The following is a 26,555-nucleotide window of genomic DNA, read 5'->3' as shown; positions in this document are numbered from 1 at the left end:
CAGCCTTGATCTTGACATTGATCCGTGTATCTTGGTCCACTGTCACAAAGTTGGTCGAAATAGCTTCGCTGGTCAGTACGTCTTCAATGAAGCGTCCTGTGAAACCACCGATAAATCCAGTCGCTGTGTTCTCGATATCGAGACGCTTTAAGACACGACTGACATTGATTCCTTTACCACCGGCGAATTTATCTTCCGAAGCCATCCGGTTGACCGCCCCTGTCTCTACATGATCGAGACGGACGATGTAATCAATCGCTGGGTTTAATGTAACTGTATAAATCAAACCTCAATAACCTCCGTTTTTTCTTTTAATTTAGAAAGGATTTCCGTATCTGAAGCATTGGTAATGATGGTTGCTCTCTTCACCGGAGCTACCTTTACAAAAGATGTCCGCCCGAGTTTTGACGAGTCCAGGAGAATGTAAGTATTCTTTGCATTCTCTAAAATGGCCCGTTTGACGGCCCCCTCTTCAAGATCCGGTGTGCTGTACGACTCTAGGTCGACGCCATTCATCCCAATAAAAGCTCGATCGAAACTTAACTGACCGATTTGATTCAAGGCCATCCCTCCGATGCTAGCGTCGGTCGACGTCTTAACCATCCCTCCGATGATGACCGTCGGAATATCTCTCTCCACTAAACTCGCTGCATGGTGAATGGAATTGGTCACAACTGTAACGGTTGGATTGGCCAATTCATGAACTAATAATTCATTGGTGGTCCCTGCATCGATAAAGACAACTTCAAAATCTTTGATCAATTCTGCTGCTTTTTTTGCAATAGCAGATTTTTCTTGAACGTTTTTGATTGCTTTATCTTTATTGCTTTCTTCTTCTTGCAAGGAATGAAGACTTTCAGCCCCACCGTGAATTCGTCTTAGTTTATTCTCTGCTTCCAGTTCATCTAAATCACGTCGAACCGTTGATTCTGATGAGTTTAGCTCTTGAACTAAATCCTCAATAGAGACGATTCGCTCTTTGATAACCTTTTCTAAAATGATATGTTTTCGTTCAGATTTTAACATATAACCTCCTTTTGGAAACGATTACAAGGACTATTATACTCTCTTATCTTTCAAAGTCAAGCACTAAATATCATTTTCTTTCATTTTCTATCAATTTCTTTAAAATCATCCATCATTCTCTCTTTAAATCTAGCTACTTGACTCTTAAACTCTGCATCAGTTTTTGACAGAACAAAAAAGAGGCTGGGACAAAAGTCCTAGCCCTCTCAATTGTCTTTGGATTATTGAGCAAGACGCAGTGGTTGAGTGGGCTCTACTACGCTGATTTCATCAGCTTTTACAGCCCTACTCAACTGTGCGGAGGCAGGACGACGAAATCGAATTCTAACGAATTACCGATTTCTGTCCCACTCTCACTATAACAACTATTCATCTTTTTTAAACCCTAGCCCTCGGAACCATTTGGATAATCCCTTTTTACTTTTGTGTTCGTCTTTTCCAGTAGCTTTCTCAAGGTTAGGTTCGTCTTGCAAGTGATCTTCTGATTGAGTAGAAGCCAGTAACGAAACTTGGGCCTGATCAGCAGCTCCTTCTTCTCCTGCTACTACAGGTTGGTTTCCATCCTCATTTGACTGAATTTTCTCTATCCGACTCCTGAACTCATTAGCTTCTTTTTGATAAGCCATAAAACTTGCAAAGGCTGTTTCAAATTCTACTTTTTTCTCTTCAAGTTCAGTTTTTGCGGAAGCCACCAAGGCTTGGGCATCAACTAGCAGTTCAGATGAATTAGTAAACAGTTTAAGATGACCTTTAGCTTGCGTTAATTGTTTTTGAGCGATTTGAAGTTGAGCATGTGCGCCTTCAAGCTTAGATCTAGTCTCCTTCGCTGCATTCTGTAAAGCTTTTAATTGCTTTTTATCTTCTTCTAATGCCAGAGTAACATTTTTCAAGGCTTCTTCTTTCGGGCTAATACTACCTTGTATACGAGCTCGTGATACTGCCAGTGAGTTTTCGGCTTCCTTGACTTCTATCGACGCAGCCTGCCATTTCTTCATCGCAGAAGCTAAGTTACGTTGTGCACGTGCCAATAGTTGCTCATGACTTGCAAGAGAATTCTTGACATCGAATAAATGCCCAGAAAGGATATTGATGCGGGATTCTTGGTTAATCTTTTCGACCTTTAGGCTCTCCAATGTATTTTTTACAGCCTTCACATCCGCTTTTGTCGTCCTTGCATTGGCAACTTTTCTCATCCACTTGGTCAGTTCTTCGCTGGTATAAAGCGGACTTCCTTCTTCAAAGAAAGCTGCTTGAGATACTTCTAAATCTGGAGCATAGGCAACTGAAATAGCCTTGTATTGATTCCCCATCATGTGGATATAGTGGCCAACCTTAGCAAATAGCTCAGGTCCCACTTTTCTGGAGATCTGACTAGGATCTAGCTGACTTTCATCCGTCGGCAAATTGAATTGCTTGGCTAATTGACGATAGTGGTCTTTTTCACTATACCAGAAGGCTACCGCTTCTCTAGGTCGATAGCCCCAGGCAACATTCTCATTCTCTTGGTAACTGGACAAGCCTTTTCGATGGTTTACATAATACTCTGTTTGAAGTTGACTAGCAGGCAATTGATAAGGATCTACCAAGAGCTCCGCTAAACCAGCATGGCGCCGATATTGATTGATGGCATCAACGATTTCTAACGCTTTTAAGACGTTATCTAATCTAGTGACCTTTCCACCTGCCAGCTGGTCCTCTTCACTCCTACGGCTATAAAGAGACAAGGCTTCGACAGCATCTTGGTCACCTGCTTTGGCCCACTCTTGAAGCACCCCCTCATAGCTTGCCTGTTGAAGATTGATGGGACTTAGCATTGCCGCTTCACGGACCTGTTCTAACTCCACTTCTTTTAGGGAAATTTGATGGGCTAGTTGCTCAATTTTCTCCTGTGCGCCAGCAATCTCACTAGAAACCTGCTTTAAGACCTGAGGCACATTGGCATGAGTTTCTGTCAGATTAACTACTAATGCTTGAGCTATTTTTAATTCGTTTTGCGCCTGCTCATCTTTTTGCTGTGCGTTAGCTAATACTGTCTCATCGTTCTGGATGGGTTGTTTGGCTTTTCTCAATTCATTACCTGCAATATCAACAAGCAACTGTTGGGCAGCAATTTTATTCTCTTGATTCTTTATGGCAGAACGGACTTGGTGATCGATTTCTGTTGCTTGGCGTACCTTCTCTTCTTCTAAAATAACAACTGCTTCTGCAACCGCAACTTCATTTTCAGTTTTGCTAATGGAGGTTTGATTGGAGTCTTTAATCCTTGCTTCAGTGGTATGCAAGTTCGCTTCAGCAGCTTCAAGCCCAGACTTGGCTACATTGTATTCAGATTGAGCCTGGTTCAATTGTAACCGTTGGTCTTCAACTCTTTTTTTGGCTTTTTCTAACTGTTCATTTAAGATATTCACATCCATAAAACTTGTATCCATTCCAATCACATCCATCGATTGCTGATCAACAGTGTCCTTCTGGGTGATTTCCTCCGCCTGCGCCTTATGTCCAGCCAAACCTGAAAAGAGAGTTGTCGCTGTGACACCCGTTGTGAAGACTGGTTTTCCTATTTTTTTGCCCATTGCAAACACCACCAAAACTTTTTCATATCTCTTTTCTCTCCATAAGGATACCACATTTTGTTACTAATAACTAGTAGGATGAGGAAGAATTTTCTATTAATTTAAGGGCAAAAGAAAAACAGCTAAGGCTGTTAGTCTTCTTGTTTAATTTGCTCCAACATCTTCTCTTCTTCTGCTGTCAATTCATAGTTTTCTAGCAGATCAGGGCGACGCTCCAAGGTCTTTTTCAAACTCTGATAGAGACGCCATTGACGGATATTTTCATGGTGACCACTCATGAGGACATCTGGAACCGTCATCCCTCGGTATTCATAAGGACGTGTGTATTGAGGATACTCTAAGAGACCAGACGAGAAACTGTCATCCTGGTGACTGGACTCTTTTCCGATCACCTCTGGAATCAAGCGCACTGTCGCATCAATCATGGTCATGGCAGCCAGCTCACCACCCGTCAGGACATAATCCCCCAGAGAAATCTCATCTGTCACCAAGGTCTTGATCCGCTCGTCGTAGCCCTCATAGTGACCACAGATAAAGATCAATTCTTCTTCCTGAGCTAACTCTTCTGCGTAAGATTGGTCAAAGGTCCGACCAGCAGGATCCAGTAAAATCACGCGCGGACTCTTTTTCTCAATCGCATCAAAGGCATCGAAGATTGGCTGCGCTCGTAGAAGCATACCCTGCCCACCACCATAGGGTTCATCGTCCACATGGCGCGCTTTCTCCGCGTTTTCACGGAAATTATGGTAGTTGATTTCTAATAAGCCTTTCTCACGCGCTTTGCCGACGATCGAGTGCTCCAAAGGAGAAAACATCTCTGGAAAGAGGGTTAAAATATCAATCTTCATCGTCTAACCCTTCTAAGATGTCCACATCGACCCGATTACCCGGAATATCGATAGTGAGCACCACTGGTGGGATATAAGGCAAGAGAAGGTCACGTTTCCCTTTGCGTTTGACCACCCAGACATCATTGGCACCAGGTTGCAGGATTTCCTTAATCTGACCGATTAGCTGGTCATTTTCGTAAACATCAAGGCCGATGATCTCATGGTAATAAAACTCGCCCTCATCCAAATCCGTCAAGTCTTCTTCCGCAACCTTAAGGCTAAAGCCCTTGAACTTTTCGATGGCATTGATATGGTACATATCCTTAAACTTGATGATATCGAAGTTCTTGTGCTTACGGTGGCTAGCAATGGTCACTGTTTGGACGAACTGATCCTTCTCATCAAAGAGAGCCAATTCAGCTCCTTTTTTAAAGCGCTCTTCCGCAAAGTCTGTCACAGACAAGACCCGCATCTCTCCTTGTAAGCCTTGGGTATTGATAATTTTCCCAACGTTAAAATAATTCATGATTTCTCCACTGTAGTTTATTCACTCTATTTTATCACGTTCAAGGGATTTTCTCAAATGGACTTATCTGCTAGAAACTGCTCCAAATCCCGCTCGTGCTGGTATTTTACTGCTGCTGTTTTATCTTTTTCAAAGATGGTTTTAGTAAGGTCGATCTCATTGATAGCAGCGATGGCAACCGTGTAGTGAATGATATCAGCGAGTTCTTTAGCCAATTCCTCATTCGAATCCTGAACCCCTTCTTTCCGTCCAGAACGTCCATTTAAGACCTCGGCTACTTCCCCAACCTCTTCGACGAGCTTGATAAATAGACCTTCTTCTGTACGACTGTCTTTGTAATGTTCTTCTAAATAGGCTTGTAATTGCCGAATGGTTACTTCTTTCATAGCTTCTCCTTGTAACAAAAAAACGGGACAAAGTCCCGCCTTTTTATTTTTCGTCAATAACGATTCTTACTTTTTTATCTTCAGTTGGGACAGAGTAGACAATCGTTCTTATCGCAGAAATGGTGCGACCTTTCCGACCGATCACTCGACCAACATCGCTAGGATCAAGGTCAAGGTGGTACTCCAAGAATTCAGGAGTATCTTCGATCTTGATGGTTAAGGCATCCGGTTGTGAAATCAAAGGTTTCACAATTGCAATAATAAGATTTTCAATCGTATCCATACATCAACCTACTTTATGATTATTTTGAGAATTTAGAATCGTGGAATTTCTTCAATACACCTTCTTTTGAAAGAATGTTGCGAACTGTATCTGAAGGTTGAGCTCCATCAGCCAACCATGCAAGAACGCGGTCTTCTTTCAAAGTAACTTGGTTTTCTTCAACAAGTGGATTGTAAGTTCCAACTGTTTCGATGAAACGACCATCACGTGGTGAACGTGAATCTGCTACGTTGATACGGTAGTAAGGTTTTTTCTTAGAACCCATACGAGTCAAACGAATTTTAACTGCCATTTTTATAAGTCTCTTTTCTATATTTTAATTTTCGGTGAAATAGACAAGCTATTTAGCACATAATCTATTATAACACATTTTATAGACCTGTCAAGAAAAAAACTTGACACTATTAAAAATTTTTTAATCGATCTCAAAATAATAAGATACTTCATTTTTGGAATCCGATTCAATCACATAGTTCCCAGAGGGAAGACCGGATACATCCAAGTGCTTCCCTTCATATTCTTTGTGAAGGGAAGTCACTGTAATGGTAAAGGAAAATCCCTTAATTTGGCGGTAGGTAGCATAATCCAAGGTCAGAATCCCTCGAAGTTCTGTTTCTCCAGCTTTTTCAGCAGCCAGTAAGTCTCTTGCTAACTGATCTTCAAAATCGGGATTTTGGATTGGTAACTGAAGACGAACCTTGCTTACCTCGAGGCCTTGTTGATGAAATCGTTCTTTTATCTCTTGCTTTAATTGTTGAAATCCTTGAGATTCCGTAAAGGCTCTTTCGAAGAACGGTGCTACTAACCAACTGTTGTAATGTTGAGCCAGTTCTTCAGCCGTGTCATAATTTCTCCCAGTTTCTTCTTTTGATAGATGAGTTGCATCGGGAAAGTCAAACTGAACCATCTTTCCCTCAGCCCTTTCTTGATAGCTATAGGCATATTTGGTCGACATCCCATGGAGTTTAGCTGCTTTAAAATGTAGGTCTCCTTTAAATCCCGCTTCCTGATAAAAGCTAGAAATTTGCTCTTGGATTTCTTTTTCTTCTTGATTAGTAAAATAAAAGAGAAAACAAATCAAGAGAGCGACCACTGTGAAGAATACACGAGCCAGGTAGACGACCCATTTCTTGATGTTGAATGGTATTTGTTTAAATAAATTCATTTATCCATAATAACAAAAAACTAGCCCAAGAGCTAGTTTGTAATGGAATGAAATTTGAACAAAGCTTGTTCAGGTTGTTAGAGAGACGCTTATATTTGATGTTCCTCCACATCACCGCTACATTCAATCCAGGGATATTGCTTCATCAGATAGGTCCAAAAATGATACCACTCCTCTTTCTGATAGCTGATAGCGAGATAGTATTCCTTGTAGTCAAAATCCCTTAACACAAGAAAATACTTAGGAGGAAGAAGTGATTTGTTTCTACCAGAGTACCTACTATAACTATACTTTTGAAATTTCTGAAGTTGGATTTTCCAAATATCCTCATCTATTCTCAGATAGTCGAAACAAGAGCGATAGGTTATCAAATAGCCCTTATAAATCAGTAATTTTAGCCTCGGGTCTCTGAATTCCGCTTCCTTCTCTATTTCCTGCAAAGAGATTGATTCGTTCCATTCCTGAGAAAATTCTCTGCCTTTTCTGCTTGTTTTACAAATCAGACGAACAAATTCGAATACTTGCCGAATGAGAATAAAAGAAACCGTGCAGCCAAGCATGATCCAGGCTTGAAACTCTTTTCTTTCCTGAACAGTAGCTTGGTCCCAATCCATCCCATTCAATAAGCATAACAGATAGAAAGCCGCGCCAGCTAATAGGAGGATATAAGCTAGTCGAATAAGAAATTGAAAAAATAAACTCTTTCTAATCATTTAGTGCTGTTTACACTCTCCTTCTTGTCAGGTCCATTCCTTTTCACCTCTAACTGAAAGCAACTGGTGTCAATACTGGGCTAATCCTTTCGCAAGAGCGCCAATAAAGCCTCATAAGAATACACTTCATAAGTCGGCACTGCTTGACTGGTATTTTCTTTGTGATCCGGATTGTACCAGACGGTATCAATCTCCGCAGCATTGCCTCCAGCGATGTCCGCCGTCAAAGAATCTCCAATCATGAGAGCTTGTTCCTTGGCAAATCCTGGGATCAGGTTCGCGATTTTTTCGTAAAAGGCCACTTCCGGTTTTTGAGTCCCTAATTGTTCAGAGATGAAGATTTCTTTGAAATTAGGGGTAATAGCAGATTGCTTCAAACGCCCTTGCTGAATAGCGGTAACGCCGTTGGTAGCACCATAGAGCTGGTAACCTCTTTCTACTAACTTGGCTAACAAGTCTTCTGCTCCTGGGAAAGTCTGTCCCTGTTGACAAATGAAGTCCTGGTAACGCAGAGCCATTTCTTCACCATCTACATCTCTACCAAAATGGGCAAAGGCAATGGCAAACCGGCTGTTAATCAAGTCTTTCTTGCTAATCTTCTTTTGCTCCAAATCTTTCCAGAGGCCTTGGTTCATGGGTTTGTAGTAATCTTTAAAGGCTTGAATATCTTGAACCTCCTGATCTTGGAGGAATTGCGTTAAGGCCACTTCCTCCGCTGTATCAAAGTCCAATAAGGTATGATCTAGGTCAAAAAGTAAAAATGTATATGTCATTACAAACGATCCTTTAATTTTTCTACAAATAAATAGGCTGCTGGGCAAGTGAGGGTATTCTTGATAGTCAGATGGTTGATCTGGTAGATTTTCTTGCGGTCTGTATGAGGAAATTCTCGGCAAGCCTTAGGACGCACATCGTAGATGGAACAGAGATTATCACCACCCAAGAAAGGGCAAGGCATGGATTTAAAGACCTTATCGCCATCCTCATCGACTTGAAGAAATTCAGCCTCAAAAGCGGGAAGTTTCATTTTGAAATACTTGGCGATGCGCGTGATATCTGCTTCCTTAAAATCAGGTCCTAGGGTCTTACAGCAGTTGGCGCAGGCGGTACAATCAATTTCTTGAAAGACTTCATCGTGAATCTCTTGGGCTATTTTATCTAGATTTTTAGGGGGCTTCTTTTTCAGATTTGCCAATACCTTGCGGTGCTCCTTTTGTTTTTGGAGCGCTAACTGATGGTATTTTTCTAAGTCAATTTCTTGAGTCATAAACTACTTTCTAATTGCTAAATGGATAAGAGCATTATACCATAGAGGCCGTAAAAAAAGATAGATTCATCAATCTATCTTCTTTCATTAATCCGTCACGGCACCTGTTCCATCAAGGCTCCAAGTATTTTCTACATAGGAGGTTAATTGAGCTAATGTTTTTTTATCTCCAAGACAGGCAATGTAATGCATCTTCCCATCTATTTGAAAAAACCAGCAAGTAACATGTCGACCCGACTTAAGAATCATGTTTAATTGGGTGGCTACATTTCCTCCAACTTTGCTAGTAGATCTCCACGATTTTACTACTTTATTTATTTCGTTCAAGTCATTCTCAAATCTTTGAGCCATCACTTCATTAAAATCTTCCTCTTCGGCGACACCCGCTCTTTCTCTAGTAGTAACGTTCAAAATAATCGCATTATCCACGCTTTTATCTGAGTACTGGATATTATCTCCACCTTCTTCATTTGTATATTTTACCCAATCACTTGGAATATTGACGTAGCCATAATCTGCCGAACCGATTCGTTTAGTTTCTGCGAGACTCTCACTATTATCTGATAGTTCTTCCTTTACCTTGCTACTTGATTTTGTTGCTTCTTTCACCACATTCTTGGAGCTAGACGCTGCCGATGATTTACTAGACTCTTTCTTTGGACTGATACAAGCAGAAAGACTGACAACAGACAAAAAAGTTACTGACGCCAGTAGGAACTTATTTTTCATTTTTCTCTCCTCTATGATAGATCATATACACTAGTCTAACATCTTATACTCTATTTTAAAAGGACCATTTAAATTTCTTACCAAAAAAAGAACTAATTCAAACTGATGAACTGTTTGAATTAGTCCCTGCTTTCTTAAGGATATACAACCTGAGAGATTCTTTGCTAACCAGGTTGCAAAAAGTTAAATGTTACAAAAATAGAACCTACTGACAGCGTCTAAATCGTATTCTATCATGTATTGAAAATTGGTGACAATGAAACCAACTTCCTCACGAATGCATTAGGCTTTTGGACCTTTTTCATCCAAACTCCAAGTTTCCTCAATGTAAGGAATGAATTGAGCCAAGGTCTCTGGATCCCCTTCAAAAGACATCAAGTATACCTTATCATCCTTTTGGAAGACCCAAGTAATGAGGTACTGTCCAGATTTAAGGATAATATTCAGCTGCAAGGCTTCATTCCCTGAGACAGTGGTCTTCGCTCCCCACATTTTCTCTACTTCTTTATTGTCTTTCCAATAATAAGCAATTCGGTTCGCAATCAACTCTGCGTTGAAGACTTCCCCTTCACCGACATTTGCTTTTTCTTTGGTATACCCGTTCATGGTAACGATATTGTAGGCACTTCCATCTGTAAATTGAATGCTGTCTCCGCCATCTATATCTGTAAATTTAATCCACTTGCTTGGGATATCGATATAACCATAATCTGCAGAACCAACCCGTTTGGTTTCGACAGAACTCTTGGTATCATCCGATGATTTTGACTCTACCTTGCTAGAAGTCTTTTTACTAGAGGATTTTTTACTCTTTTTTACCACCTCAGTGGAACTAGATTCAGATGACAATGGTTTTCTAGACTCTTTTTTAGGTGTGCTACAAGCTACAAGGGCAATAGCTGATAAGACCGAGACAGTCGCTAGTAGGAACTTATTTTTCATCTTTCCTCTCCTTTGTGATGGATTTTGATACCTCTAGTTTATCACGTTCAATGAAGATTTGAAAGCGCTATTTGTCTAGTCCGATAGAAAAACGCCCCTAACGGGACGTTTGATTTGTTGGAATATTTCAGAGAGAAGCTTACTCCTCATCCATTGAAAGAACTGACAAGAAGGCTTCCTGTGGTACTTCTACAGATCCGATAGCTTTCATCCGTTTCTTACCGGCTTTTTGTTTTTCAAGAAGCTTCCGTTTCCGTGAGACGTCCCCACCATAACACTTGGCCAAGACGTTCTTCCGAAGAGCCTTGATATCTGTACGTGCAACGATCTTATGACCGATGGCTGCTTGGATAGGCACTTCAAACTGTTGACGAGGGATAATCTTCTTAAGCTTCTCAACGATCAACTTACCACGTTCATAGGCAAAGTCCTTGTGAACGATAAAGCTGAGAGCATCGACGGTATCGCCATTAAGAAGGATATCCATTTTAACCAATTTAGATGGACGGTATTCAGACAGCTCGTAGTCAAAGCTCGCATAACCACGCGTAGAAGATTTCAATTTATCAAAGAAATCAAAGACTATTTCCGCCAGTGGGATTTGATAGATCACATTAACCCGATTTTCGTCGATGTAGTCCATGGTCACAAAGTCCCCACGTTTGCGTTGGGCCAATTCCATGACAGCTCCGACAAACTCTTGCGGCACCATGATTTGCGCTTTGACATAAGGTTCTTCGATCGAAGCGATCTTGGTTGGATCTGGGAACTCAGACGGATTGGACACATCCAGCACTTCTCCATCTGTCAAATTGACCTTATAGATTACAGACGGCGCTGTCATAATCAAGTCAATATTGAACTCGCGCTCCAAACGTTCTTGGATAACGTCCATATGAAGGAGTCCTAAGAAACCACACCGGAAACCAAAACCAAGGGCTTGAGATGTTTCAGGCTCAAATTGAAGACTAGCGTCATTCAATTGCAGCTTCTCCAAAGCTTCCCGAAGATCGTTGTATTTGTTGGATTCGATCGGGTAAAGACCAGCAAAGACCATTGGATTCATTTGTTTGTATCCATGAAGAGGCTCAGCTGCTGGATTGGACGCCAAAGTCACAGTATCCCCGACACGAGTGTCTGCAACAGTCTTGATAGAAGCTGCGATATAACCAACATCTCCTGTCGCAAGGAAATCACGACCAACTGCTTTAGGAGTAAAGATCCCTACCTCTGTCACATCAAAGGTCTTGCCATTGCTCATCAACTGGATGGTGTCGCCAGGCTTCACTATACCATTGACCACCCGAACTTGAAGGATAACTCCACGATATGGGTCGTATACTGAGTCAAAGATCAAGGCTTGCAATGGAGCAGCAACATCCCCAGTAGGAGCTGGAACTTTCTCGACGATTTGTTCCAAAATCTCTTCAATCCCGATACCAGCCTTGGCTGAAGCTAGAACTGCTTCACTGGCATCCAAACCAATGACATCTTCTACTTCTGTGCGCACCCGTTCTGGATCTGCAGCTGGCAAGTCGATTTTATTGATAACTGGCAGGATTTCCAAATCGTTATCCAAAGCCAGGTAAACATTGGCTAGGGTCTGAGCTTCAATCCCTTGAGCCGCATCCACTACGAGAATGGCTCCCTCACAGGCAGCCAGCGAACGAGAAACCTCATAAGTAAAGTCCACGTGTCCCGGTGTGTCAATCAAGTGGAAGATATAGGTTTCCCCATCTTTAGCCGTGTAATTCAACTCGATGGCATTAAGCTTAATGGTAATCCCACGTTCCCGTTCTAGGTCCATGCTGTCCAAAAGCTGGGCTTGCATTTCCCGACTAGAAACTGTCTCAGTTTTTTCTAGGATTCGGTCCGCCAAGGTTGACTTTCCGTGGTCAATATGGGCGATAATGGAGAAGTTCCGAATCTTCTCTTGTCGTTTCTTTAATTCTTCTAAATTCATTTTTTCATCCTTATAAAACTATTCAGTATATTATAACAAAAAAGATAGGCCTTTGCCTATCTTAATCCATTATTTTCAAAAATCGCTTCTGTGTTTTATTTCCTTCATAACCTAAATGTTCATAAAAAACATGAGCTTCTTTACGATGAGAGGCAGAACTCAAACGAATAAAGGAATAGTTATGAGTTCGAGCAAGAGTTTCAATTCGCTCCATCAATTGCCGACCAATCCCACGTCCTTGAGCAGATGGGAAAACAGCAAATCCTAAAACATTTAAACCTGGATCGCTATATATACTCTCATAGGCTTCTGCTTCGACATAGCCTAAAATATTTCCAGTTTGGTCCTCTTCGTAAACAAAGCAAAAGTGACCCGAATCTGGCTGATTAAACTTATCAATCTGAGCTGTTACTTTCTCAAGGGTCGAATCATACCCCAATGCCTGGTGGCACAAATCACGAATTTGACCTGCATCTTTAATTTGAACGGTCCGAATCATACTTCTACCTCCATAAAGTCTTTTCCTTTATTTTAGACCTTATACCTAAAAATATCAAGTTTTACAATATATTAATAGTATATTTTGCGTTTCTATTTAATTCGAATTAAAATAATTAATGAACAATAAAGGATTTCTATTTACTTTTTCGATTTAATTCGCTATAATGAATTGTAATGTAAAAAGGAGGTGAAGCTCTTGGCAAGAGGACGTGGAAAAGCAAGCCCACAAGATAAAGAGGCTTTGCGCATTATTTCCGAAAAAATAAGAGAACTATTAAAGGTTCAGAATAAGAAACAGGTCGATTTATCTCGTACAACTGGTATTCCAGCTAGTACTTTGACCGGCTATGTGAAAGGCACTTCTCTCCCAGTCAGTGAAAACTTAGAAAAGATTGCTAGCTTCTTTGAAATCCCCATCTCTGACCTAGATCCTCGTTATGGACAACCAGATACCTTGGAGGATTCTAAGATTGAGTTTATCTATAAGCAACTGGATGAGGACTTTCAAGATTCACTCTTAGAGGAAGCCAATCGCTTGTTGGTTTTACAGGCTGAACGGAAACGTATCGAGAAAAAATACACACCATATACCGTCTTCGATAGTTATGCTGCAAGTCAAAGTGCTTCTAAGGGAGATTTGGTTTGGTTTGATCAAAAACTGGCTTATGATCTAGCACTTTGGATTCATACAGACTCGCTGGAACCTAAATATCCAAAGGGATCTGTTGCCCTAATCAAGCAAACTTTCTACGATACTGCTGGTGCCATCTATGCTATTGAGTACGACGGGCAAACCTTGATCAAGCGTGTCTTCCGTGAAGCACAAGGGATTCGTCTCGTTTCCCTCAATAAAAAGTATAGTGATAAGATTATTCCTTTAGAAGAAGAACCAAGAGTCATCGGAAAAGTCATTGCTAGCTTTCTACCAGCTAAGGAGGATGAGCTATGATTCGATTAGTTGCTATTGATTTAGATGGGACACTTTTATCACCAGACAAAACCATTAGTCCTGCTAATAAGCAGGCTCTTTTGGATGCTGAAGCTGCTGGTGTAAACGTCGTCATCTGTACAGGTCGCCCTCTCTCTGGTGTTCGTCCAATTTTTGAAGAAATCGCCTTCAAAAGTAATCACTCCTACTCTGTGATTAATAATGGTTGTACAACTGTCAAATCATCAGATTGGTCTGTTATCAGTTATGATGCCTTATCTGAAGAAGATTTGGTTTATCTCGATCAACTGACTCAGGAGATCCATCCTCAATTAAGTTTATTCGATTTAAATCGCTATATCATTTTGAATCGAAATCCTTCTGAAATAGCTAAAATGGATGCTAGCATCGTTTCTGCAGTCCCCGTGTCACTTGGCCTAGAAGAAATTCTTGAGGCACAACCGATTTTCCAAGGAATGTTTATCGATCAGAAAGAGCGGATTGATGTCTTTCAAGAAACCTATGAAGAAGTATTAGCCCAGCGCTTCCACACTATTCGCTCCCAACCGATCCTATTTGAGATCCTTCCTAAAGGGGTAAATAAAGCGACCGGCTTAAAGGCACTGGCTGAATACTTGGGAATACCAAGGCAAGAGGTCATGGCTATCGGGGATGAGAACAACGATATTGAAATGATTGAGTACGCGGGTCTTGGAGTTGCTATGGGCAATGCTCCAGCTGCTATCAAAGCCTTGGCTGATGTCACTACCACTTCTAACGAAGAAGACGGTGTCGCTACTGCTATCAAGCGCTATGTTTTACAAGCACAGAACTAGAAAAGGAAAAACAAATGAAATACCCAACACTATTAGAACGTTTTTTAACTTATGTCAAAGTCAACACTCGCTCTGATGAGACTTCTACAACAACTCCTAGTACACCTTCTCAAGTAGAGTTTGCAAAGAATGTACTGATTCCTGAAATGGAACGAGTTGGACTTCAGAATGTCTACTACCTTCCAAATGGTTTTGCTATCGGAACGCTACCAGCAAACGATCCAAGTCTCACCCGAAAGATTGGCTTTATCTCTCATATGGATACAGCTGACTTTAATGCTGAGAATATCAGCCCTCAAGTCATCGAAAACTATGATGGTGGCGCTATTCCTCTTGGTGATTCTGGTTATTCACTAGATCCAGCTGATTTTGCTAACCTCCATAACTACAAAGGTCAAACCTTGATTACAACTGACGGTACGACCCTTCTTGGTGCAGATGACAAATCAGGGATTGCTGAGATTATGACAGCTATCGAATATTTGAATGCTCATCCAGAAATCAAACACTGCGAAATCCGAGTTGGCTTTGGACCAGATGAAGAAATCGGAGTCGGAGCAGATAAGTTTGATGCAGAAGATTTCAATGTAGACTTCGCTTATACAGTGGACGGTGGTCCTCTTGGTGAATTGCAATACGAAACCTTCTCTGCTGCAGGAGCTGAAATTACCTTTAAAGGGCGCAATGTGCACCCAGGTACTGCTAAGAACCAAATGGTCAATGCTCTCCAGTTAGCCATTGACTTCCACAATCAACTCCCTGAAGAAGACCGCCCTGAAAAAACAGATGGCTACCAAGGCTTCTTCCATTTAATGAATATCGAGGGGACTGTTGAGGAAGCGCATGCTAGCTACATTATCCGTGACTTCGAAACAGAGAACTTTGAAGCCCGTAAAGCCATGATGGAAGACATCGCAAGCAAGATGAACCAAGAACTTGGTGCTGAACGTGTTCTCTTGAACCTTAAAGACCAGTACTATAACATGAAACAAGTCATCGAGAAAGACATGACACCAGTCAACCTGGCTAAGGAAGTCATGGAAGATTTGGGCATTACTCCTATTATTGAACCAATCCGCGGTGGTACAGACGGTTCTAAGATTTCCTTCATGGGAATTCCAACTCCAAACCTTTTTGCTGGTGGCGAAAATATGCATGGTCGCTTTGAATATGTCAGCCTACAAACCATGGAACGTGCAGTGGATACCATCATCGGAATTGTTAGCCATTTCTAATTCACACTATTGAATTAAACAAAGAGCTTCGGTTATCTTGACCGAAGCTCTTATTCTATTCATCCAAATATACTACCTGACCAAACTGGCTGTTAATCTGGTTTTGGTAAGTCTCATAAATTGAGAGAGGGATTCGCAAGCAAGTATCTGCTTCATGTCCTGCAAAAGGACGATGTGTCAGAAGGGCTACTTTTCTTCCCTTTTCATGCTCCTGCTTCAAGCAATCTATCAGTCTAAGAATCTGGCTCGAATCTTCTGGAGCGCCTTGATCAACCAATAAGCTCCATTGACTCCAATCTGGCACCTCATCTTCGCCACAGATCGAATTATAGTAAGAAACCTTTTCACCAACTTGACCGAATCCAGCTGTTAAATCCAAAGAACGTAATTTTAGCTCAGGACATAGTTGCTCCTTCTCTTGTCGCTCATACAAGTAAAGATTATATAAAAACTGGAGATAGAACGGATCCATTCGACTCAGGTCACTCACTTCTTCCCTTTCGAAGCCTCGATGAAAAGCTTCTAAGATAGATGAAAAGCGATATGGCATTCGTTTGGCGATCCGTTGGATGAGTTCATCGTCCGAAATCTCTTTTAGAATATGCTTAGGCCATTGATTCGAACCGAAATTTTCAACAGCTTGCTGATAGGCTTCTTCCAAACTACTACCAAAACCATGAATTGCACCAACTGAATGAATTTGTGTATTGAGAACTTTTGTCACCTTTTCCATTGGAAAGACGGGTAGTTTAAAGAAAATACGATCTAGAGTGGGTTCAAACAGGGCTGTAAGACCCTTCATCGTAGGATGAGGAAGGTCCAAAAGGTGGTCGCCTAATTTTAAGCATAAGGCCTGGTAGTAAATCGAATAACCTAAGGCCATGGACATGGTCGAGAAGGAATCCGAAGCAAAAGGATTGACCTCAAGAATATAGAATTGGTAACTCTTTGGATCTAGCGCAAACTTGATGGATGTCGCTCCAACCAGTCTCAAGTGCCGGACAATAGACAAAGCTGCCTCTCTCAAGGTCTGATGCTCGGTATCTGTCAACGTCAGACTTGGGATGACTTGATAAGAATCACTGGAATGGATCCCCACCGGGTCGATACTCTCAATGTTTCCCGCAAGATAATAATTATCCTGACGATCTCGGACGACGATGTATTCCAACTCCTTGAAACCAACCGTTGAGAGCTCCAACAAACACTGAGCCTGTGGCGATACTTCTAGTCCTTTTTCGACAGCATCACATAAATCATCCAAGTTATTAGCAATCCGACGACCTTGCCCATGCTTGCTGGCAAGTGGCCAAACAACAATAGGGAATTGGATCTGCTCTGAGAACTCAATAGCCTCTCGCACTGTCGAAACCAAGGATGAGGAAGGAACTTGATAACCTAAGTCCTGTAGAAATGACTTTTGGTCTGCCTGGTGGTAAAAGGTACGGTACTGCCTAAGCGAAGTTCCTAGAATACGGATTTTGTGTTCCTTGAGAAACCCAATTTCTTCCAATCGGAATAAAAGACCAAGGACTTGCTTATCCGCAAATGACAGCAGTAAATTTTTTGTTTTCGTCGCTAGAAGGGCTTCTTTGAGACTGTCCAACTTTAAACGAATAACCGAAACAGCGTCTCCTGCTTCTTTGGTGACGTCGTTCTCGTCTCCACAATAGAGGATTTCTGTCTGGTAGCCACGTTCTTTTAATAAGGGACAAGACGTGAGTGCTCCAAGCAAACTGACATCATTGAAGGATTCTGCACACAAAAGCGTTACTTGATTCATGACCATAACTCCTCCCTTCTTTCGTCTAATTTACTTTCAATCAGATCCATAAATTCGTCATAGAAATAGAGACTTTCCCTTGGTCCTGGGCTGGACTCAATATGGTAGAGAACACCGATCAAGGGAAGATAGCGGTGACGAAAGGCCTCGATAGAGTGATCATGAAGCTCCTCATGGGTGATCAGAAAATCTCGTGGAAGAGTATCGCGTTCGATGTTGTACTGGTGATTCTGGCTAGTGATTTCGACTTTTCCAGTAGCCACCTCTTTTACAGGAATGTTAAGTCCTCGATGAGGGCTTTTTAGTTTGGTGAGGCTTCCTCCATGGGCAAGGGCCAGCAATTCTGCCCCTAAGCCGATTCCCATGATCGGAATATGAGGATCGATTTTAGCAATGACCTGGCAAATACCATCGATATGATGAGGATTCCCTGGACCACTGGATAGAATGATGCCATCTGGCTGCAAATCCTTTAATTCCTTCAATTTAACTGAATAAGGAACGACCGTGACGTTACAACCTCGTGCAATCAATTGACGCAAAACGGAATGCCGTAAGCCCAAGTCGATCAAGACGATACTCTTACCAAACCCTGGTGCAGCATAGGGGGTTTTGGTCGACACCTGGCGGACTTGATCAAAAGGTAAGACGGTTGCCCGGAGCTGGTCTAAGATATGCTCAATCGCATCCCCTTCATTGACCACTGTAGCCTTCATACTTCCATGTTCAGTGACAATTTTAGCCAGCTTTCGAGTATCGACTCCTTGGATCCCTGGAATATTGTGTTTTTTCAGGTAAGCATCTAAGGATAACTGTTTGCGCCAATTACTGGGATGACTCGCTAATTGGTGCACTACCACTGCTAGACACCCAGGAAAAATAGATTCATAATCATCTCGGTTTATCCCAGTTGTACCGATAACTGGAAAAGTAAAGGCTAATATTTGCCCCTTATAGGACTGGTCGGTAATCAACTCCTGATAACCCGTCATGGCAGAATTTAAGACCAATTCTCCACTGACATAGGTATCAGCTCCAAAACCAGTTCCTTCAAAAACCGTCCCATCTTCTAATACTAAGAGACGTTTTACCATAAATTCTCCTTACAAACTCCAAAAAGAAAAGTGAGAAAAGACCACCTTTTTGTAGACTCTCTCACTTCTCCTTTCTATTTTCTTACTCTATTATTTCCGTCCAGCTAAAACCGCTTCGATGATAGCCATGCGGACAAAGACACCGTTGGTCATTTGCTCCACGATGCGTGATTTAGGAGCTTCTACCAAGTGATCAGCAATCTCCACATCACGGTTTACTGGAGCTGGGTGCATCAAGATGGCTGTGTCTTTCATACGATCATAGCGTTCTTGTGTCAAGCCATGCAAACGATGGTAGTTCTCTTTTGAAAAGAGAGACTCATAATCATGACGCTCGTGTTGCACACGGAGGAACATCATAACATCAACCTCTTCGATCACTTCATCAATCGTCACAAAGGTTCCATAATCTTCAAATTCCGCACTTCTCCACTCGTCTGGACCAGCAAAGTAGAGGGTTGCTCCCAAGCGTTTCAAGATTTGCATATTGGATTTTGCCACACGTGAGTGATCCAAGTCACCAGCGATACAAACCTTAAGTCCATCAAAGTGACCAAACTCTTGATAGATGGTCATCAAGTCTAGCAAACTTTGGCTTGGGTGTTGACCAGATCCATCTCCCCCGTTGACAATTGAGGCTGTGATGGTTGGACTTTCAATCAATTGCTTGTAGTAATCTACTTCAGGGTGACGGATGACGCAGATATCAACTCCGAGAGCTGACATGGTCAAAATGGTATCGTAGAGAGTTTCACCCTTGTTTACAGAGCTCGTTTTCACATCAAAGTCAAGGAGGTCACAACCTAATTTCAACTCAGCCACTTCAAATGCTTTGTGCGTACGTGTTGACGACTCAAAGAAGAGGTTAGACACGATATGTTGCTCATCATAATGAACTTTTGCTCCATTTTTAAACTCAATACCACGCTTAATCAAGGCCATAACTTCTTCGTTTGATAAAGCTTCCATTGAGACAAGGTTTTTAAGTGCGATTTGATTTGTAGACATGTTGTAACTCCATTCCAAAGATATGCATATGTGAAAACGATACAGGAAGCTTCCTCAGTCACTCCTGTATATAGCGACGATTTGAAAACTACCTTATTCACTCACCTCGATCAAGATGCGATCTTGACCATCTAGCTCAGTCATCTCGACAATGATTTCCTCTGATCGACTTGTTGGAATGTTCTTTCCAACATAATCTGGTCGGATCGGCAATTCTCTATGACCACGATCCACTAGGACTGCCAGGCTGACACGCGATGGACGTCCACGACTGACAAGATTATCGATGGCTGCTCGAATTGTCCGACCTGTATAAAGGACATCATCAATCAGGATGACATCTTTGCCAGTAATATCTACTGGTAAAACGGTTGAATCTTCTGTTACTTTGATATCATCACGGAAAGGCTTGGTATCCAATTCACAGACTGGAACTTCTATTTGTTCTAGCTGTGCTAACCGTTCTTTGATGCGATTGGCAATGAAAACGCCACGAGTTTTGATCCCTACCAAAACAATTTGGCTCAGATCCTTATTCCGTTCAATGATTTCATAAGTGATGCGAGTAATCGCTCGCTTCATGGTCAAATCATCAACGACTTCTTTGATCTTCATCTTTTCCTCCTAATTGATAGAAAAAAGCCTCCCTTTTCAAGGAGGCTTCAGAAAAATATCAAGAGATAATACCTAGAACGCATCTAGTTCACCCCTTATTTTGATCAGACTCCTTGCCTGCCTCACGGGACAGGATTAAAGGACTATTTAATTATCCATACTATATCACAGTTTATAGTGGGATGCAAGAAAAAACTTATTATTTTCTACGAATGTTCGGATTTACATCCACAAATCTTTTATTTAATGATGATCTATTCCTTTTTTCCCAATCTTCTTCAAGGCAAACAAGCCACATCCAGCTAGTAAATAAGCGACAAAAATGATGGTCGCCATCTTAACCACATAAAGCCAACCAAAACGATTGACATTGATAAAGAAATAAGGGAAAGGACTGTCTTTTGCCCCTGGAACTGGCCACTTAAGAACCAAACCGTTGAGAAGAGCAAAGACCATATAGAGTACGGGAAGCAGGGTCCAAGCCAATGGATCCGACTTACGGTATTGTTTCGGTTTATCAATCACCAGGGTGTCAAAGAAGAACATCAAAGGAACAATGTAGTGACAGAGGAAGTTTTCCAAGCGGTAAAACTTCTCAGGTGTCGCGATGGGTGCTAGCATAAAGTGGTAGATGACACAGGTGATCATGATAGACATGGTGACACCACCTTTTAAACGAAGATAGCCCTGTGTCTGGGTCGAACGACCACGAAGCATGCGCCAGACCATGTCCCCCATAAAGAACATGACCAACATGTTAGACAAAATGGTGTAATAGAGCATCATCCCAAAGCCACCATGCTTGGTCAGTTGCAGATAAACGCCGATCACACTCAAGATAAACAATAGAAAACGATAGCTGAACAATAGTTTGAATTTCATAGTATCCTCCTGAAAGAAAAGGGCTAGGCCCTTCTTCTTATCTTTAGATTTTCTTGACAAATTCTGATTTGAGTTTCATTGCACCAAAGCCGTCAATCTTACAATCGATGTTGTGGTCGCCTTCGACGATACGGATGTTTTTCACGCGCGTTCCTTGTTTCAAATCTTTTGGTGCACCCTTCACTTTTAAGTCTTTGATCAAGGTGACAGTATCGCCATCAGCCAATTTATTTCCATTCGCGTCGATGGCTACAACACCATCTTCTTCTACGACTTCAGCTGGGTTCCATTCATAAGCACACTCTGGACAGACCAAGAGGGCACCATCTTCATAGACATATTCAGAATTACATTTTGGACAGTTTGGTAAGTTATTCATTTCAATCTCCTTAGCAAAATTAACTCCCATAGTATACCATGAAAGGGAAATTTTGACAAATTCTGTTTAACTGTAGCATTGTCAATAAAAGAAGAGGCAACTTGGCCTCCTAAAATTGATGATCACCTTTATCTTCTTGCAATTCCTGAATGTCTTGAATCACGCGCACGCCTGCTTGACTCTTATTCTGTAATTCTTCGTCCGAGTAGGGGAAGGTATTGATCAAGATACTTTGCATGCCGATACTTTTCGCTACAGCCACATCTGTAGTGAAGTCATTCCCTACCATGACTGTTTTATTCGGATTCAACTGGTGATCTTTGATGACTTTCACGAGAAATTCGCGCTGAGGTTTGCGAATCCCTGCATCAGACGACAGATAAATGTCGTGGAAAATCTCTCTCAAGCCAACTAAATCAATCTCTGGGTTGGTAAAGTCCGCTTGCGCATTGGATAAGAGATAGATCCGACAACCTGCAGCTTTCATATCTTCTAAGACTTCTTTCGTGTGCGGATAGAGCTCCAAGCGTTTGCGAGAGAGGACACGGAAGGTCCGAGCAATCAAGCGTCCCCACTCTTTGAGATGATGGACACTGGCTCCTGTTGGATGACTCTCTAGATAGAGTTGAACAAAAATCACGGTCAAGTCTATCTCCGGATATGTAACCTGTTTTTCCTTAGAGATACCTTCCTCAGCTTGCTTCACCAGCTCCTTATAGCGTGCTTGCAAACTTTCTCCTGTATAATGAGCTCCATAGGACTGGTAGATCTGGGCCATGGTCTCCCACAAGACTGGACTCGACTCATCAGTTTCGATATCGACCAAGGTTCCATAAAAATCAAAAATATAGTTTTTAAATGCGTACTTTTGCTGATTCATCTCTTTCTCCCGTTACAAACATGGTAAAGGTGGCCTTACAGACATTGGCACCTTCCTGATTGGTAATATCGACATCGACAACCCGAGTAGTCCGGCCACTGTGGACACATTCCCCGTGAATCGTTAGGACATCTCCTAGGCGCCCTGCTTTCAAATAATTGATGGAAGACTGCAAGGTCACACCATCTACTCCCTGTGAAATAACGACCAAGCCACTGATCTGGTCACACAGGGTAAAGAGATAGCCACCGTGTGCGTTTCCATAATAATTGAGCGACGATTCGACCACCTTGGTTGTCACCACCACATGGCCATCTCTCATGGTTTCAATCTCGTAATTTTCAAATGCTGCAATGGCATCAAAGTGAAAATCCTTCATATATAATAAATCCCCCTAGATCAGGTATTCCTAAACCCTTCCATCATACTACTTTTTTCCACTTCTTACAAGAATAAGAAAAGAGCTGGTCTACCCAACTCCTTAATAGCGAAATTTTTCCCAATCATCGTCAGTCCGTTTGCGATAATAGAACTCAGACAAGTCCGGGTCTTCCATCACTTCCAGCAGAGGAAGCATGTCGTAGGACAAGTCCAACTTTTCTAATTGGTCCTTCTCAACCCAAGAAACTTCTCCTTCTTCAGACGATCTTAGCTGGCCTGTAAATTCTGTCGCCTTGTAGCAAAAGACGATGTAGCGGCCACCCTCATCTTGTGGCCAGTCTTTGACTGCAACCAGTTTTGGATTTGTAATTGTAAGTCCTGTCTCTTCGTAGATTTCACGAATGACAGATTCTACAAGGCTTTCTCCTTCTTCGATATGGCCACCTGGAAAAGCATAGCCAGCCCAGTGAGTCTTTTCAGGTGAGCGGTATTGGAGGACCACCTTCCCATTTTCAAGATCTTCGACCATGCAAAGATTGCACAGTATAGTAGGCGTTGTACGTGACATATATTTCCTTTCTAAGATATTGACAATTAATCAATATAAACTTTTTTCTTTATCTCTTTTTTCATAACAAAGGGATTTACTAACTCATGGTATTCATCGAAGACATCTAAAAGGGAACCTCTCTGAAAGACAATTGACTTCTCTTTTAAATAATACTCCGAGTAAATCGTTACCGAACCATGACCATCAAAACTAAAGAAAAACACAATGAATAATACTAAGATCAGGCTAGCAAAGAAACTAAACAGTAGACCCACTACATTCTTCCAATTGGCTGTGTGAGTCCGATAGAAGCGATACCAGATGTGACAAAAAATCGTCACTGCTCCTATATACAAGCAAGGGTTCCACAGGAGCGGAGTAAAGGCATAGCCATAGAAGCCTAATATGAAGTTAGCAATAACAAAAAGTAATAGAGTCAGATACAAGATTCTAAACAGTTCACATACTTTCCCATAATTGACCTCTCCTATGTAAAGATTGGTTTGAGTTTAAGATAAAACGAATAGCGGGCTTCCCTTAAATAACGATCAACAGAATATGGACTGCCAACCGTAGCCAATGATCAATCAGAGGCGTATCCGGATCACTATTTTTACTATCCAAGAATAGGCTGAGAGATAACAAAAGTAAAAGAATGGCAATGATTATTTTAAGAGACAGCATCATACCACCAATAGCAAGAGCAGCTAGAAAGCCAAAAAATGGCAAAGGGCTAAATAAAAATGACAATAAACTAAAATAGAGCATAAACGAAGAGAGTATCAATAAGCCGTATACAATCAACTTAGTGAAAATTGAGACTCTTATACCTTCTCTTTTCATTTTTGACAGTGAATAAATAACATAGATCATATAGATAAAAAGTAGCATATTGAATCATTCCTATTTTTTACAGATTATATTAATAGTTTAACTAAAACCTATTCAAAATACAACTAAAGACACTAACTTATCAGTAGTAATCCATCTCTGATCAAAGTCTCTTCACTTCTGCTGCTACCTTCTGGAGATGCTTCTTACATAATTACGTTCCAAGAATAACTATTTTAATATATCTGCTAAAAATATTTCATTATTCTTATTTTTCCATTTTTTGGGATCACTTTTGCTTTTGTATTGTACTATTGCGCTTACTAAGTCTCCATAAGGATTTAGAACTCTTTTAATTCTATCATATGATTTTATTTGATTTTTTTTAATCTTTAAATGATTTGCGAGAAATTCACTTGGTTTCAATTGTGATTTCACTTTATTAAACTGACCCTCTAAATTTCTATAATATATTTCAATCATTTCAATCTCACTTTGCGTTATTACGTGATAGATTCCTCCATTCTCCAATTTATCCAAAAAAGGCTGAGCTATTTTATAAGGCATACCAGACCTATCTTCAATAATTAAAACTATCATTTTCTTTCCTTCATAATCTTGAGTCAAATAATGATTCGAAAATGTTGTAGGATTACCATAAAATCTATTAGCACCTCTATAAGGAGAATCTAGTCCATCAATACTATCATAATTTACAATTTGGCTAGAACTAAACTTTAAACAATCATTTTCGATTAGCAACTCAATAATAGCTCTCTCTGTTGCACCTTCAACAATGATAGCAACGACTGTATCTGATGTAATATTAACCATTAATTATTTCTCCGTTAATCCATGATTCTTTGGATTCAATAATTTAACACTTTTATTCATACTTTCCCTCATAAATTTATAGGAAGAATTTTTCGGCGCAGTGCCTAAACCATAACTACCTGATAAGATTAGTTCACTTTTCTTTCTATCAGATCTATCCTTTTCACCAATAATATTACTCATTTTTTCAATATTTATAAGAGGATTCTTTTTTAATACGTAAATACTATCACTTCTATCAATAAAATCAGTAATCTCAATGTAGTGAGTGGTGAATATCAATGTTGCAGAATTTTTATTTATATTACTATTAAAAAGTTTTATTAATTGTACCGCAATTGATTTATTCAAGTGATTTTCTAATTCATCAATAATTAAATATCCGCCAGAATTTAGAATAAATTGAATATTTAATAAAATCATTATACCTTTAATTGTACCTGATGATAAGAATCTATTTAAATCAACAATATTTGATTCTATCAACTCTTTCGAGTATTTAAATCTAATTTTGAACTTTTTTGTATCCTCTTCAAAAATTAAAGATTCAATACTGTCGTCTAAAAAATTTACATAAGAAATATCCATATCATTAGCAAAATATTGAATTTTATTAACATCAGTAATATTAGTTAAATCTACAACACTATCTTCAACCAATCGATGGTTTATTCTATTCAATACACCTGAAAAAATAGAATCTGTCTGTTTTAGATAAGTAACATCAATATCTTTTCGAGAAATAGTCTCTTCAAAGTTTGTAAAAATCTTATCTTTAGATTCAGTTTTCTTCACTTTTTTTCTATAAATGACTTCATCTTTAAAGTATAATGAATTTGACTTATCTTTAGAAATGATTGATACAATTTTATAAATCCTCTCCTGATTAAAAATATAATTTTCACAAATAACTTCATCATCAAAATAATTTCCAATTTCAGGAATATCATCCTCCGATAAACTTTTATTTTTAATAAATATATTTAGCATTGCCAAAACTAGTTTTAAACTAGTTGTTTTTCCAGATGCATTTATACCTAATAGAGCAATTGAATTTAATTTATATAACTTATTAATTACATGAGAAACATTTTTTCTTTCTTTCTCATAAAAATTTACGTTTTTACTAGCAAAAAAATCGAATTCAAACTCTCCATTTTTGAAGTAAGATAAACCTTGTATTTTAGTTTTGAGCATTTTCATTATTCTATCCTCCTGTATACACTATACCATACTTTTTTGTAGTTTTCTCTTTTTAACATTAAAATCGATAAAAAACATTCTATATAGCACAAAAATATCTAATTTAAGTATTTTTTTACGAAAAAATCGTTTTTTTACATTACGAAATAATATTTCCATCTAATCCAAAGCCTTGACTTCCAACATCATATCGCGGATTTGGGCTGCTAGTT

30 protein-coding genes are annotated in these 26,555 nt (G+C 40.3%); 3 read left to right on the top strand and 27 right to left on the bottom strand.

What is annotated here, in order from left to right:
* The 16 genes from RCH62_RS05185 to RCH62_RS05110 form a co-directional block, all read right to left on the bottom strand.
* Positions 1 to 286 (bottom strand): PfkB family carbohydrate kinase (locus RCH62_RS05185; RefSeq protein WP_306474789.1); only part of this gene is annotated, 286 nt, incomplete at its 3' end.
* The gene (locus RCH62_RS05180; protein ID WP_048716102.1) at positions 283 to 1,026 is read right to left on the bottom strand and encodes a DeoR/GlpR family DNA-binding transcription regulator; all 744 of its coding nucleotides are present in this window, start codon (positions 1,024 to 1,026) and stop codon (positions 283 to 285) included. The genes RCH62_RS05185 and RCH62_RS05180, both read right to left, overlap by 4 nt.
* Before the next feature lie 365 nt (positions 1,027 to 1,391).
* Positions 1,392 to 3,599, bottom strand: coding sequence for a CAP domain-containing protein (locus tag RCH62_RS05175; protein WP_306474788.1), 2,208 nt, complete (start codon positions 3,597 to 3,599; stop codon positions 1,392 to 1,394).
* A gap of 131 nt (positions 3,600 to 3,730) precedes the next feature.
* A complete protein-coding gene (trmD, locus tag RCH62_RS05170; protein WP_306474787.1) occupies positions 3,731 to 4,447 on the bottom strand; it encodes a tRNA (guanosine(37)-N1)-methyltransferase TrmD in 717 nt (238 codons plus the stop codon).
* The gene (gene rimM, locus RCH62_RS05165) at positions 4,437 to 4,955 is read right to left on the bottom strand and encodes a ribosome maturation factor RimM (RefSeq protein WP_306474785.1); all 519 of its coding nucleotides are present in this window, start codon (positions 4,953 to 4,955) and stop codon (positions 4,437 to 4,439) included. The genes trmD and rimM overlap by 11 nt, the downstream gene beginning before the upstream one ends.
* A 53-nt stretch (positions 4,956 to 5,008) precedes the next feature.
* The gene (locus tag RCH62_RS05160; RefSeq protein WP_154858016.1) at positions 5,009 to 5,341 is read right to left on the bottom strand and encodes a MazG nucleotide pyrophosphohydrolase domain-containing protein; all 333 of its coding nucleotides are present in this window, start codon (positions 5,339 to 5,341) and stop codon (positions 5,009 to 5,011) included.
* A gap of 43 nt (positions 5,342 to 5,384) precedes the next feature.
* Positions 5,385 to 5,624, bottom strand: a complete 240-nt coding sequence (gene kphA / locus RCH62_RS05155) for an RNA-binding protein KphA (protein ID WP_003001620.1) — start codon at positions 5,622 to 5,624, stop codon at positions 5,385 to 5,387.
* 19 nt (positions 5,625 to 5,643) lie between these two features.
* Positions 5,644 to 5,916, bottom strand: coding sequence for a 30S ribosomal protein S16 (gene rpsP / locus RCH62_RS05150; protein WP_006596292.1), 273 nt, complete (start codon positions 5,914 to 5,916; stop codon positions 5,644 to 5,646).
* 123 nt (positions 5,917 to 6,039) lie between these two features.
* On the bottom strand, positions 6,040 to 6,789 hold the full coding sequence (locus tag RCH62_RS05145) for a hypothetical protein (protein WP_306474784.1): 750 nt from the start codon (positions 6,787 to 6,789) through the stop codon (positions 6,040 to 6,042).
* A gap of 89 nt (positions 6,790 to 6,878) precedes the next feature.
* Entirely contained in the window at positions 6,879 to 7,502 is a 624-nt protein-coding gene (locus RCH62_RS05140; protein ID WP_233331450.1) for a hypothetical protein, read from the bottom strand.
* 80 nt (positions 7,503 to 7,582) lie between these two features.
* On the bottom strand, positions 7,583 to 8,275 hold the full coding sequence (locus tag RCH62_RS05135) for a YjjG family noncanonical pyrimidine nucleotidase (protein WP_306474783.1): 693 nt from the start codon (positions 8,273 to 8,275) through the stop codon (positions 7,583 to 7,585).
* Positions 8,275 to 8,769: a YkgJ family cysteine cluster protein gene (locus tag RCH62_RS05130; RefSeq protein ID WP_009731114.1), complete on the bottom strand. Its 495-nt coding sequence runs from the start codon at positions 8,767 to 8,769 to the stop codon at positions 8,275 to 8,277. The genes RCH62_RS05135 and RCH62_RS05130 overlap by 1 nt, the downstream gene beginning before the upstream one ends.
* 87 nt (positions 8,770 to 8,856) lie before the next feature.
* A complete protein-coding gene (locus tag RCH62_RS05125) occupies positions 8,857 to 9,498 on the bottom strand; it encodes a hypothetical protein (protein ID WP_306474782.1) in 642 nt (213 codons plus the stop codon).
* 282 nt (positions 9,499 to 9,780) lie between these two features.
* Positions 9,781 to 10,440 carry a hypothetical protein gene (locus tag RCH62_RS05120; RefSeq protein WP_048690658.1) on the bottom strand — a complete coding sequence of 220 codons (660 nt, stop codon included), beginning with the start codon at positions 10,438 to 10,440 and terminating at the stop codon, positions 9,781 to 9,783.
* 139 nt (positions 10,441 to 10,579) lie between these two features.
* Positions 10,580 to 12,403, bottom strand: a complete 1,824-nt coding sequence (gene lepA, locus RCH62_RS05115; protein WP_048690656.1) for a translation elongation factor 4 — start codon at positions 12,401 to 12,403, stop codon at positions 10,580 to 10,582.
* Between the two features lie 61 nt (positions 12,404 to 12,464).
* Positions 12,465 to 12,902 (bottom strand): GNAT family N-acetyltransferase, encoded by a 438-nt coding sequence (locus RCH62_RS05110; protein WP_306474781.1) that lies wholly within the window; start codon positions 12,900 to 12,902, stop codon positions 12,465 to 12,467.
* A gap of 198 nt (positions 12,903 to 13,100) precedes the next feature.
* On the opposite strand from RCH62_RS05110, the gene RCH62_RS05105 reads away from it, so the two are divergent.
* From RCH62_RS05105 to pepT, 3 genes are read left to right on the top strand one after another with little or no spacing between them, the layout of a single operon-like run.
* Entirely contained in the window at positions 13,101 to 13,853 is a 753-nt protein-coding gene (locus RCH62_RS05105) for an XRE family transcriptional regulator (RefSeq protein WP_048788868.1), read from the top strand.
* Entirely contained in the window at positions 13,850 to 14,668 is an 819-nt protein-coding gene (locus RCH62_RS05100) for a Cof-type HAD-IIB family hydrolase (protein ID WP_195549891.1), read from the top strand. Before RCH62_RS05105 ends, RCH62_RS05100 begins: the two co-directional genes overlap by 4 nt.
* Positions 14,669 to 14,682: 14 nt before the next feature.
* The gene (gene pepT / locus RCH62_RS05095) at positions 14,683 to 15,903 is read left to right on the top strand and encodes a peptidase T (RefSeq protein WP_048716130.1); all 1,221 of its coding nucleotides are present in this window, start codon (positions 14,683 to 14,685) and stop codon (positions 15,901 to 15,903) included.
* Positions 15,904 to 15,958: 55 nt separating this feature from the next.
* Here pepT and RCH62_RS05090 read toward each other — a convergent pair whose 3' ends face one another.
* The 11 genes from RCH62_RS05090 to RCH62_RS05040 form a co-directional block, all read right to left on the bottom strand.
* A complete protein-coding gene (locus tag RCH62_RS05090; RefSeq protein WP_238662881.1) occupies positions 15,959 to 17,686 on the bottom strand; it encodes an ATP-grasp domain-containing protein in 1,728 nt (575 codons plus the stop codon).
* Entirely contained in the window at positions 17,683 to 18,780 is a 1,098-nt protein-coding gene (locus RCH62_RS05085; protein ID WP_048690643.1) for a carbamoyl phosphate synthase small subunit, read from the bottom strand. The genes RCH62_RS05090 and RCH62_RS05085 overlap by 4 nt, the downstream gene beginning before the upstream one ends.
* 90 nt (positions 18,781 to 18,870) lie before the next feature.
* Positions 18,871 to 19,788, bottom strand: coding sequence for an aspartate carbamoyltransferase catalytic subunit (locus tag RCH62_RS05080; RefSeq protein WP_154857996.1), 918 nt, complete (start codon positions 19,786 to 19,788; stop codon positions 18,871 to 18,873).
* A gap of 93 nt (positions 19,789 to 19,881) precedes the next feature.
* Positions 19,882 to 20,403, bottom strand: coding sequence for a bifunctional pyr operon transcriptional regulator/uracil phosphoribosyltransferase PyrR (gene pyrR / locus RCH62_RS05075; RefSeq protein ID WP_006596278.1), 522 nt, complete (start codon positions 20,401 to 20,403; stop codon positions 19,882 to 19,884).
* A 243-nt stretch (positions 20,404 to 20,646) separates the two neighbouring features.
* Complete coding sequence (locus RCH62_RS05070; protein ID WP_129269275.1) at positions 20,647 to 21,285, bottom strand: Pr6Pr family membrane protein; 639 nt, start codon at positions 21,283 to 21,285, stop codon at positions 20,647 to 20,649.
* Between the two features lie 43 nt (positions 21,286 to 21,328).
* A complete protein-coding gene (locus RCH62_RS05065; protein WP_048690636.1) occupies positions 21,329 to 21,664 on the bottom strand; it encodes a zinc ribbon domain-containing protein YjdM in 336 nt (111 codons plus the stop codon).
* Positions 21,665 to 21,773: 109 nt separating this feature from the next.
* On the bottom strand, positions 21,774 to 22,544 hold the full coding sequence (locus RCH62_RS05060) for an HAD family hydrolase (protein ID WP_306474780.1): 771 nt from the start codon (positions 22,542 to 22,544) through the stop codon (positions 21,774 to 21,776).
* Positions 22,519 to 22,923 carry a PaaI family thioesterase gene (locus RCH62_RS05055; RefSeq protein ID WP_006596274.1) on the bottom strand — a complete coding sequence of 135 codons (405 nt, stop codon included), beginning with the start codon at positions 22,921 to 22,923 and terminating at the stop codon, positions 22,519 to 22,521. The genes RCH62_RS05060 and RCH62_RS05055 overlap by 26 nt, the downstream gene beginning before the upstream one ends.
* A 102-nt stretch (positions 22,924 to 23,025) precedes the next feature.
* Positions 23,026 to 23,493 (bottom strand): 8-oxo-dGTP diphosphatase, encoded by a 468-nt coding sequence (locus tag RCH62_RS05050; RefSeq protein ID WP_306474779.1) that lies wholly within the window; start codon positions 23,491 to 23,493, stop codon positions 23,026 to 23,028.
* A 1,044-nt stretch (positions 23,494 to 24,537) separates the two neighbouring features.
* Entirely contained in the window at positions 24,538 to 25,140 is a 603-nt protein-coding gene (locus RCH62_RS05045; RefSeq protein WP_306474778.1) for a hypothetical protein, read from the bottom strand.
* Between the two features lie 3 nt (positions 25,141 to 25,143).
* A complete protein-coding gene (locus tag RCH62_RS05040) occupies positions 25,144 to 26,343 on the bottom strand; it encodes an ATP/GTP-binding protein (protein WP_306474777.1) in 1,200 nt (399 codons plus the stop codon).
* Positions 26,344 to 26,555 lie beyond the last annotated feature (212 nt).

The organism is Streptococcus sp. (assembly GCF_030825805.1).
Taxonomy (GTDB): domain Bacteria; phylum Bacillota; class Bacilli; order Lactobacillales; family Streptococcaceae; genus Streptococcus.
This window is presented reverse-complemented; position numbering and strand designations above follow the sequence as displayed.

What these genes read in the sequence shown, in the direction of transcription:
- rpsP (WP_006596292.1), bottom strand. Translation starts at nt 5,916, where the DNA reads ATGGCAGTTAAAATTCGTTTGACTCGTATGGGTTCTAAGAAAAAACCT.
- pepT (WP_048716130.1), top strand. Translation starts at nt 14,683, where the DNA reads ATGAAATACCCAACACTATTAGAACGTTTTTTAACTTATGTCAAAGTC.
- RCH62_RS05130 (WP_009731114.1), bottom strand. Translation starts at nt 8,769, where the DNA reads ATGACTCAAGAAATTGACTTAGAAAAATACCATCAGTTAGCGCTCCAA.
- RCH62_RS05050 (WP_306474779.1), bottom strand. Translation starts at nt 23,493, where the DNA reads ATGTCACGTACAACGCCTACTATACTGTGCAATCTTTGCATGGTCGAA.
- RCH62_RS05110 (WP_306474781.1), bottom strand. Translation starts at nt 12,902, where the DNA reads ATGATTCGGACCGTTCAAATTAAAGATGCAGGTCAAATTCGTGATTTG.
- RCH62_RS05040 (WP_306474777.1), bottom strand. Translation starts at nt 26,343, where the DNA reads ATGAAAATGCTCAAAACTAAAATACAAGGTTTATCTTACTTCAAAAAT.
- RCH62_RS05135 (WP_306474783.1), bottom strand. Translation starts at nt 8,275, where the DNA reads ATGACATATACATTTTTACTTTTTGACCTAGATCATACCTTATTGGAC.
- RCH62_RS05120 (WP_048690658.1), bottom strand. Translation starts at nt 10,440, where the DNA reads ATGAAAAATAAGTTCCTACTAGCGACTGTCTCGGTCTTATCAGCTATT.
- RCH62_RS05160 (WP_154858016.1), bottom strand. Translation starts at nt 5,341, where the DNA reads ATGAAAGAAGTAACCATTCGGCAATTACAAGCCTATTTAGAAGAACAT.
- RCH62_RS05060 (WP_306474780.1), bottom strand. Translation starts at nt 22,544, where the DNA reads ATGAATCAGCAAAAGTACGCATTTAAAAACTATATTTTTGATTTTTAT.
- RCH62_RS05175 (WP_306474788.1), bottom strand. Translation starts at nt 3,599, where the DNA reads ATGGGCAAAAAAATAGGAAAACCAGTCTTCACAACGGGTGTCACAGCG.
- pyrR (WP_006596278.1), bottom strand. Translation starts at nt 20,403, where the DNA reads ATGAAGATCAAAGAAGTCGTTGATGATTTGACCATGAAGCGAGCGATT.
- RCH62_RS05055 (WP_006596274.1), bottom strand. Translation starts at nt 22,923, where the DNA reads ATGAAGGATTTTCACTTTGATGCCATTGCAGCATTTGAAAATTACGAG.
- rimM (WP_306474785.1), bottom strand. Translation starts at nt 4,955, where the DNA reads ATGAATTATTTTAACGTTGGGAAAATTATCAATACCCAAGGCTTACAA.
- RCH62_RS05090 (WP_238662881.1), bottom strand. Translation starts at nt 17,686, where the DNA reads ATGAATCAAGTAACGCTTTTGTGTGCAGAATCCTTCAATGATGTCAGT.
- RCH62_RS05125 (WP_306474782.1), bottom strand. Translation starts at nt 9,498, where the DNA reads ATGAAAAATAAGTTCCTACTGGCGTCAGTAACTTTTTTGTCTGTTGTC.
- RCH62_RS05065 (WP_048690636.1), bottom strand. Translation starts at nt 21,664, where the DNA reads ATGAATAACTTACCAAACTGTCCAAAATGTAATTCTGAATATGTCTAT.
- lepA (WP_048690656.1), bottom strand. Translation starts at nt 12,403, where the DNA reads ATGAATTTAGAAGAATTAAAGAAACGACAAGAGAAGATTCGGAACTTC.
- RCH62_RS05145 (WP_306474784.1), bottom strand. Translation starts at nt 6,789, where the DNA reads ATGAATTTATTTAAACAAATACCATTCAACATCAAGAAATGGGTCGTC.
- trmD (WP_306474787.1), bottom strand. Translation starts at nt 4,447, where the DNA reads ATGAAGATTGATATTTTAACCCTCTTTCCAGAGATGTTTTCTCCTTTG.
- kphA (WP_003001620.1), bottom strand. Translation starts at nt 5,624, where the DNA reads ATGGATACGATTGAAAATCTTATTATTGCAATTGTGAAACCTTTGATT.
- RCH62_RS05085 (WP_048690643.1), bottom strand. Translation starts at nt 18,780, where the DNA reads ATGGTAAAACGTCTCTTAGTATTAGAAGATGGGACGGTTTTTGAAGGA.
- RCH62_RS05080 (WP_154857996.1), bottom strand. Translation starts at nt 19,788, where the DNA reads ATGTCTACAAATCAAATCGCACTTAAAAACCTTGTCTCAATGGAAGCT.
- RCH62_RS05045 (WP_306474778.1), bottom strand. Translation starts at nt 25,140, where the DNA reads ATGGTTAATATTACATCAGATACAGTCGTTGCTATCATTGTTGAAGGT.
- RCH62_RS05180 (WP_048716102.1), bottom strand. Translation starts at nt 1,026, where the DNA reads ATGTTAAAATCTGAACGAAAACATATCATTTTAGAAAAGGTTATCAAA.
- RCH62_RS05070 (WP_129269275.1), bottom strand. Translation starts at nt 21,285, where the DNA reads ATGAAATTCAAACTATTGTTCAGCTATCGTTTTCTATTGTTTATCTTG.
- RCH62_RS05100 (WP_195549891.1), top strand. Translation starts at nt 13,850, where the DNA reads ATGATTCGATTAGTTGCTATTGATTTAGATGGGACACTTTTATCACCA.
- RCH62_RS05140 (WP_233331450.1), bottom strand. Translation starts at nt 7,502, where the DNA reads ATGATTAGAAAGAGTTTATTTTTTCAATTTCTTATTCGACTAGCTTAT.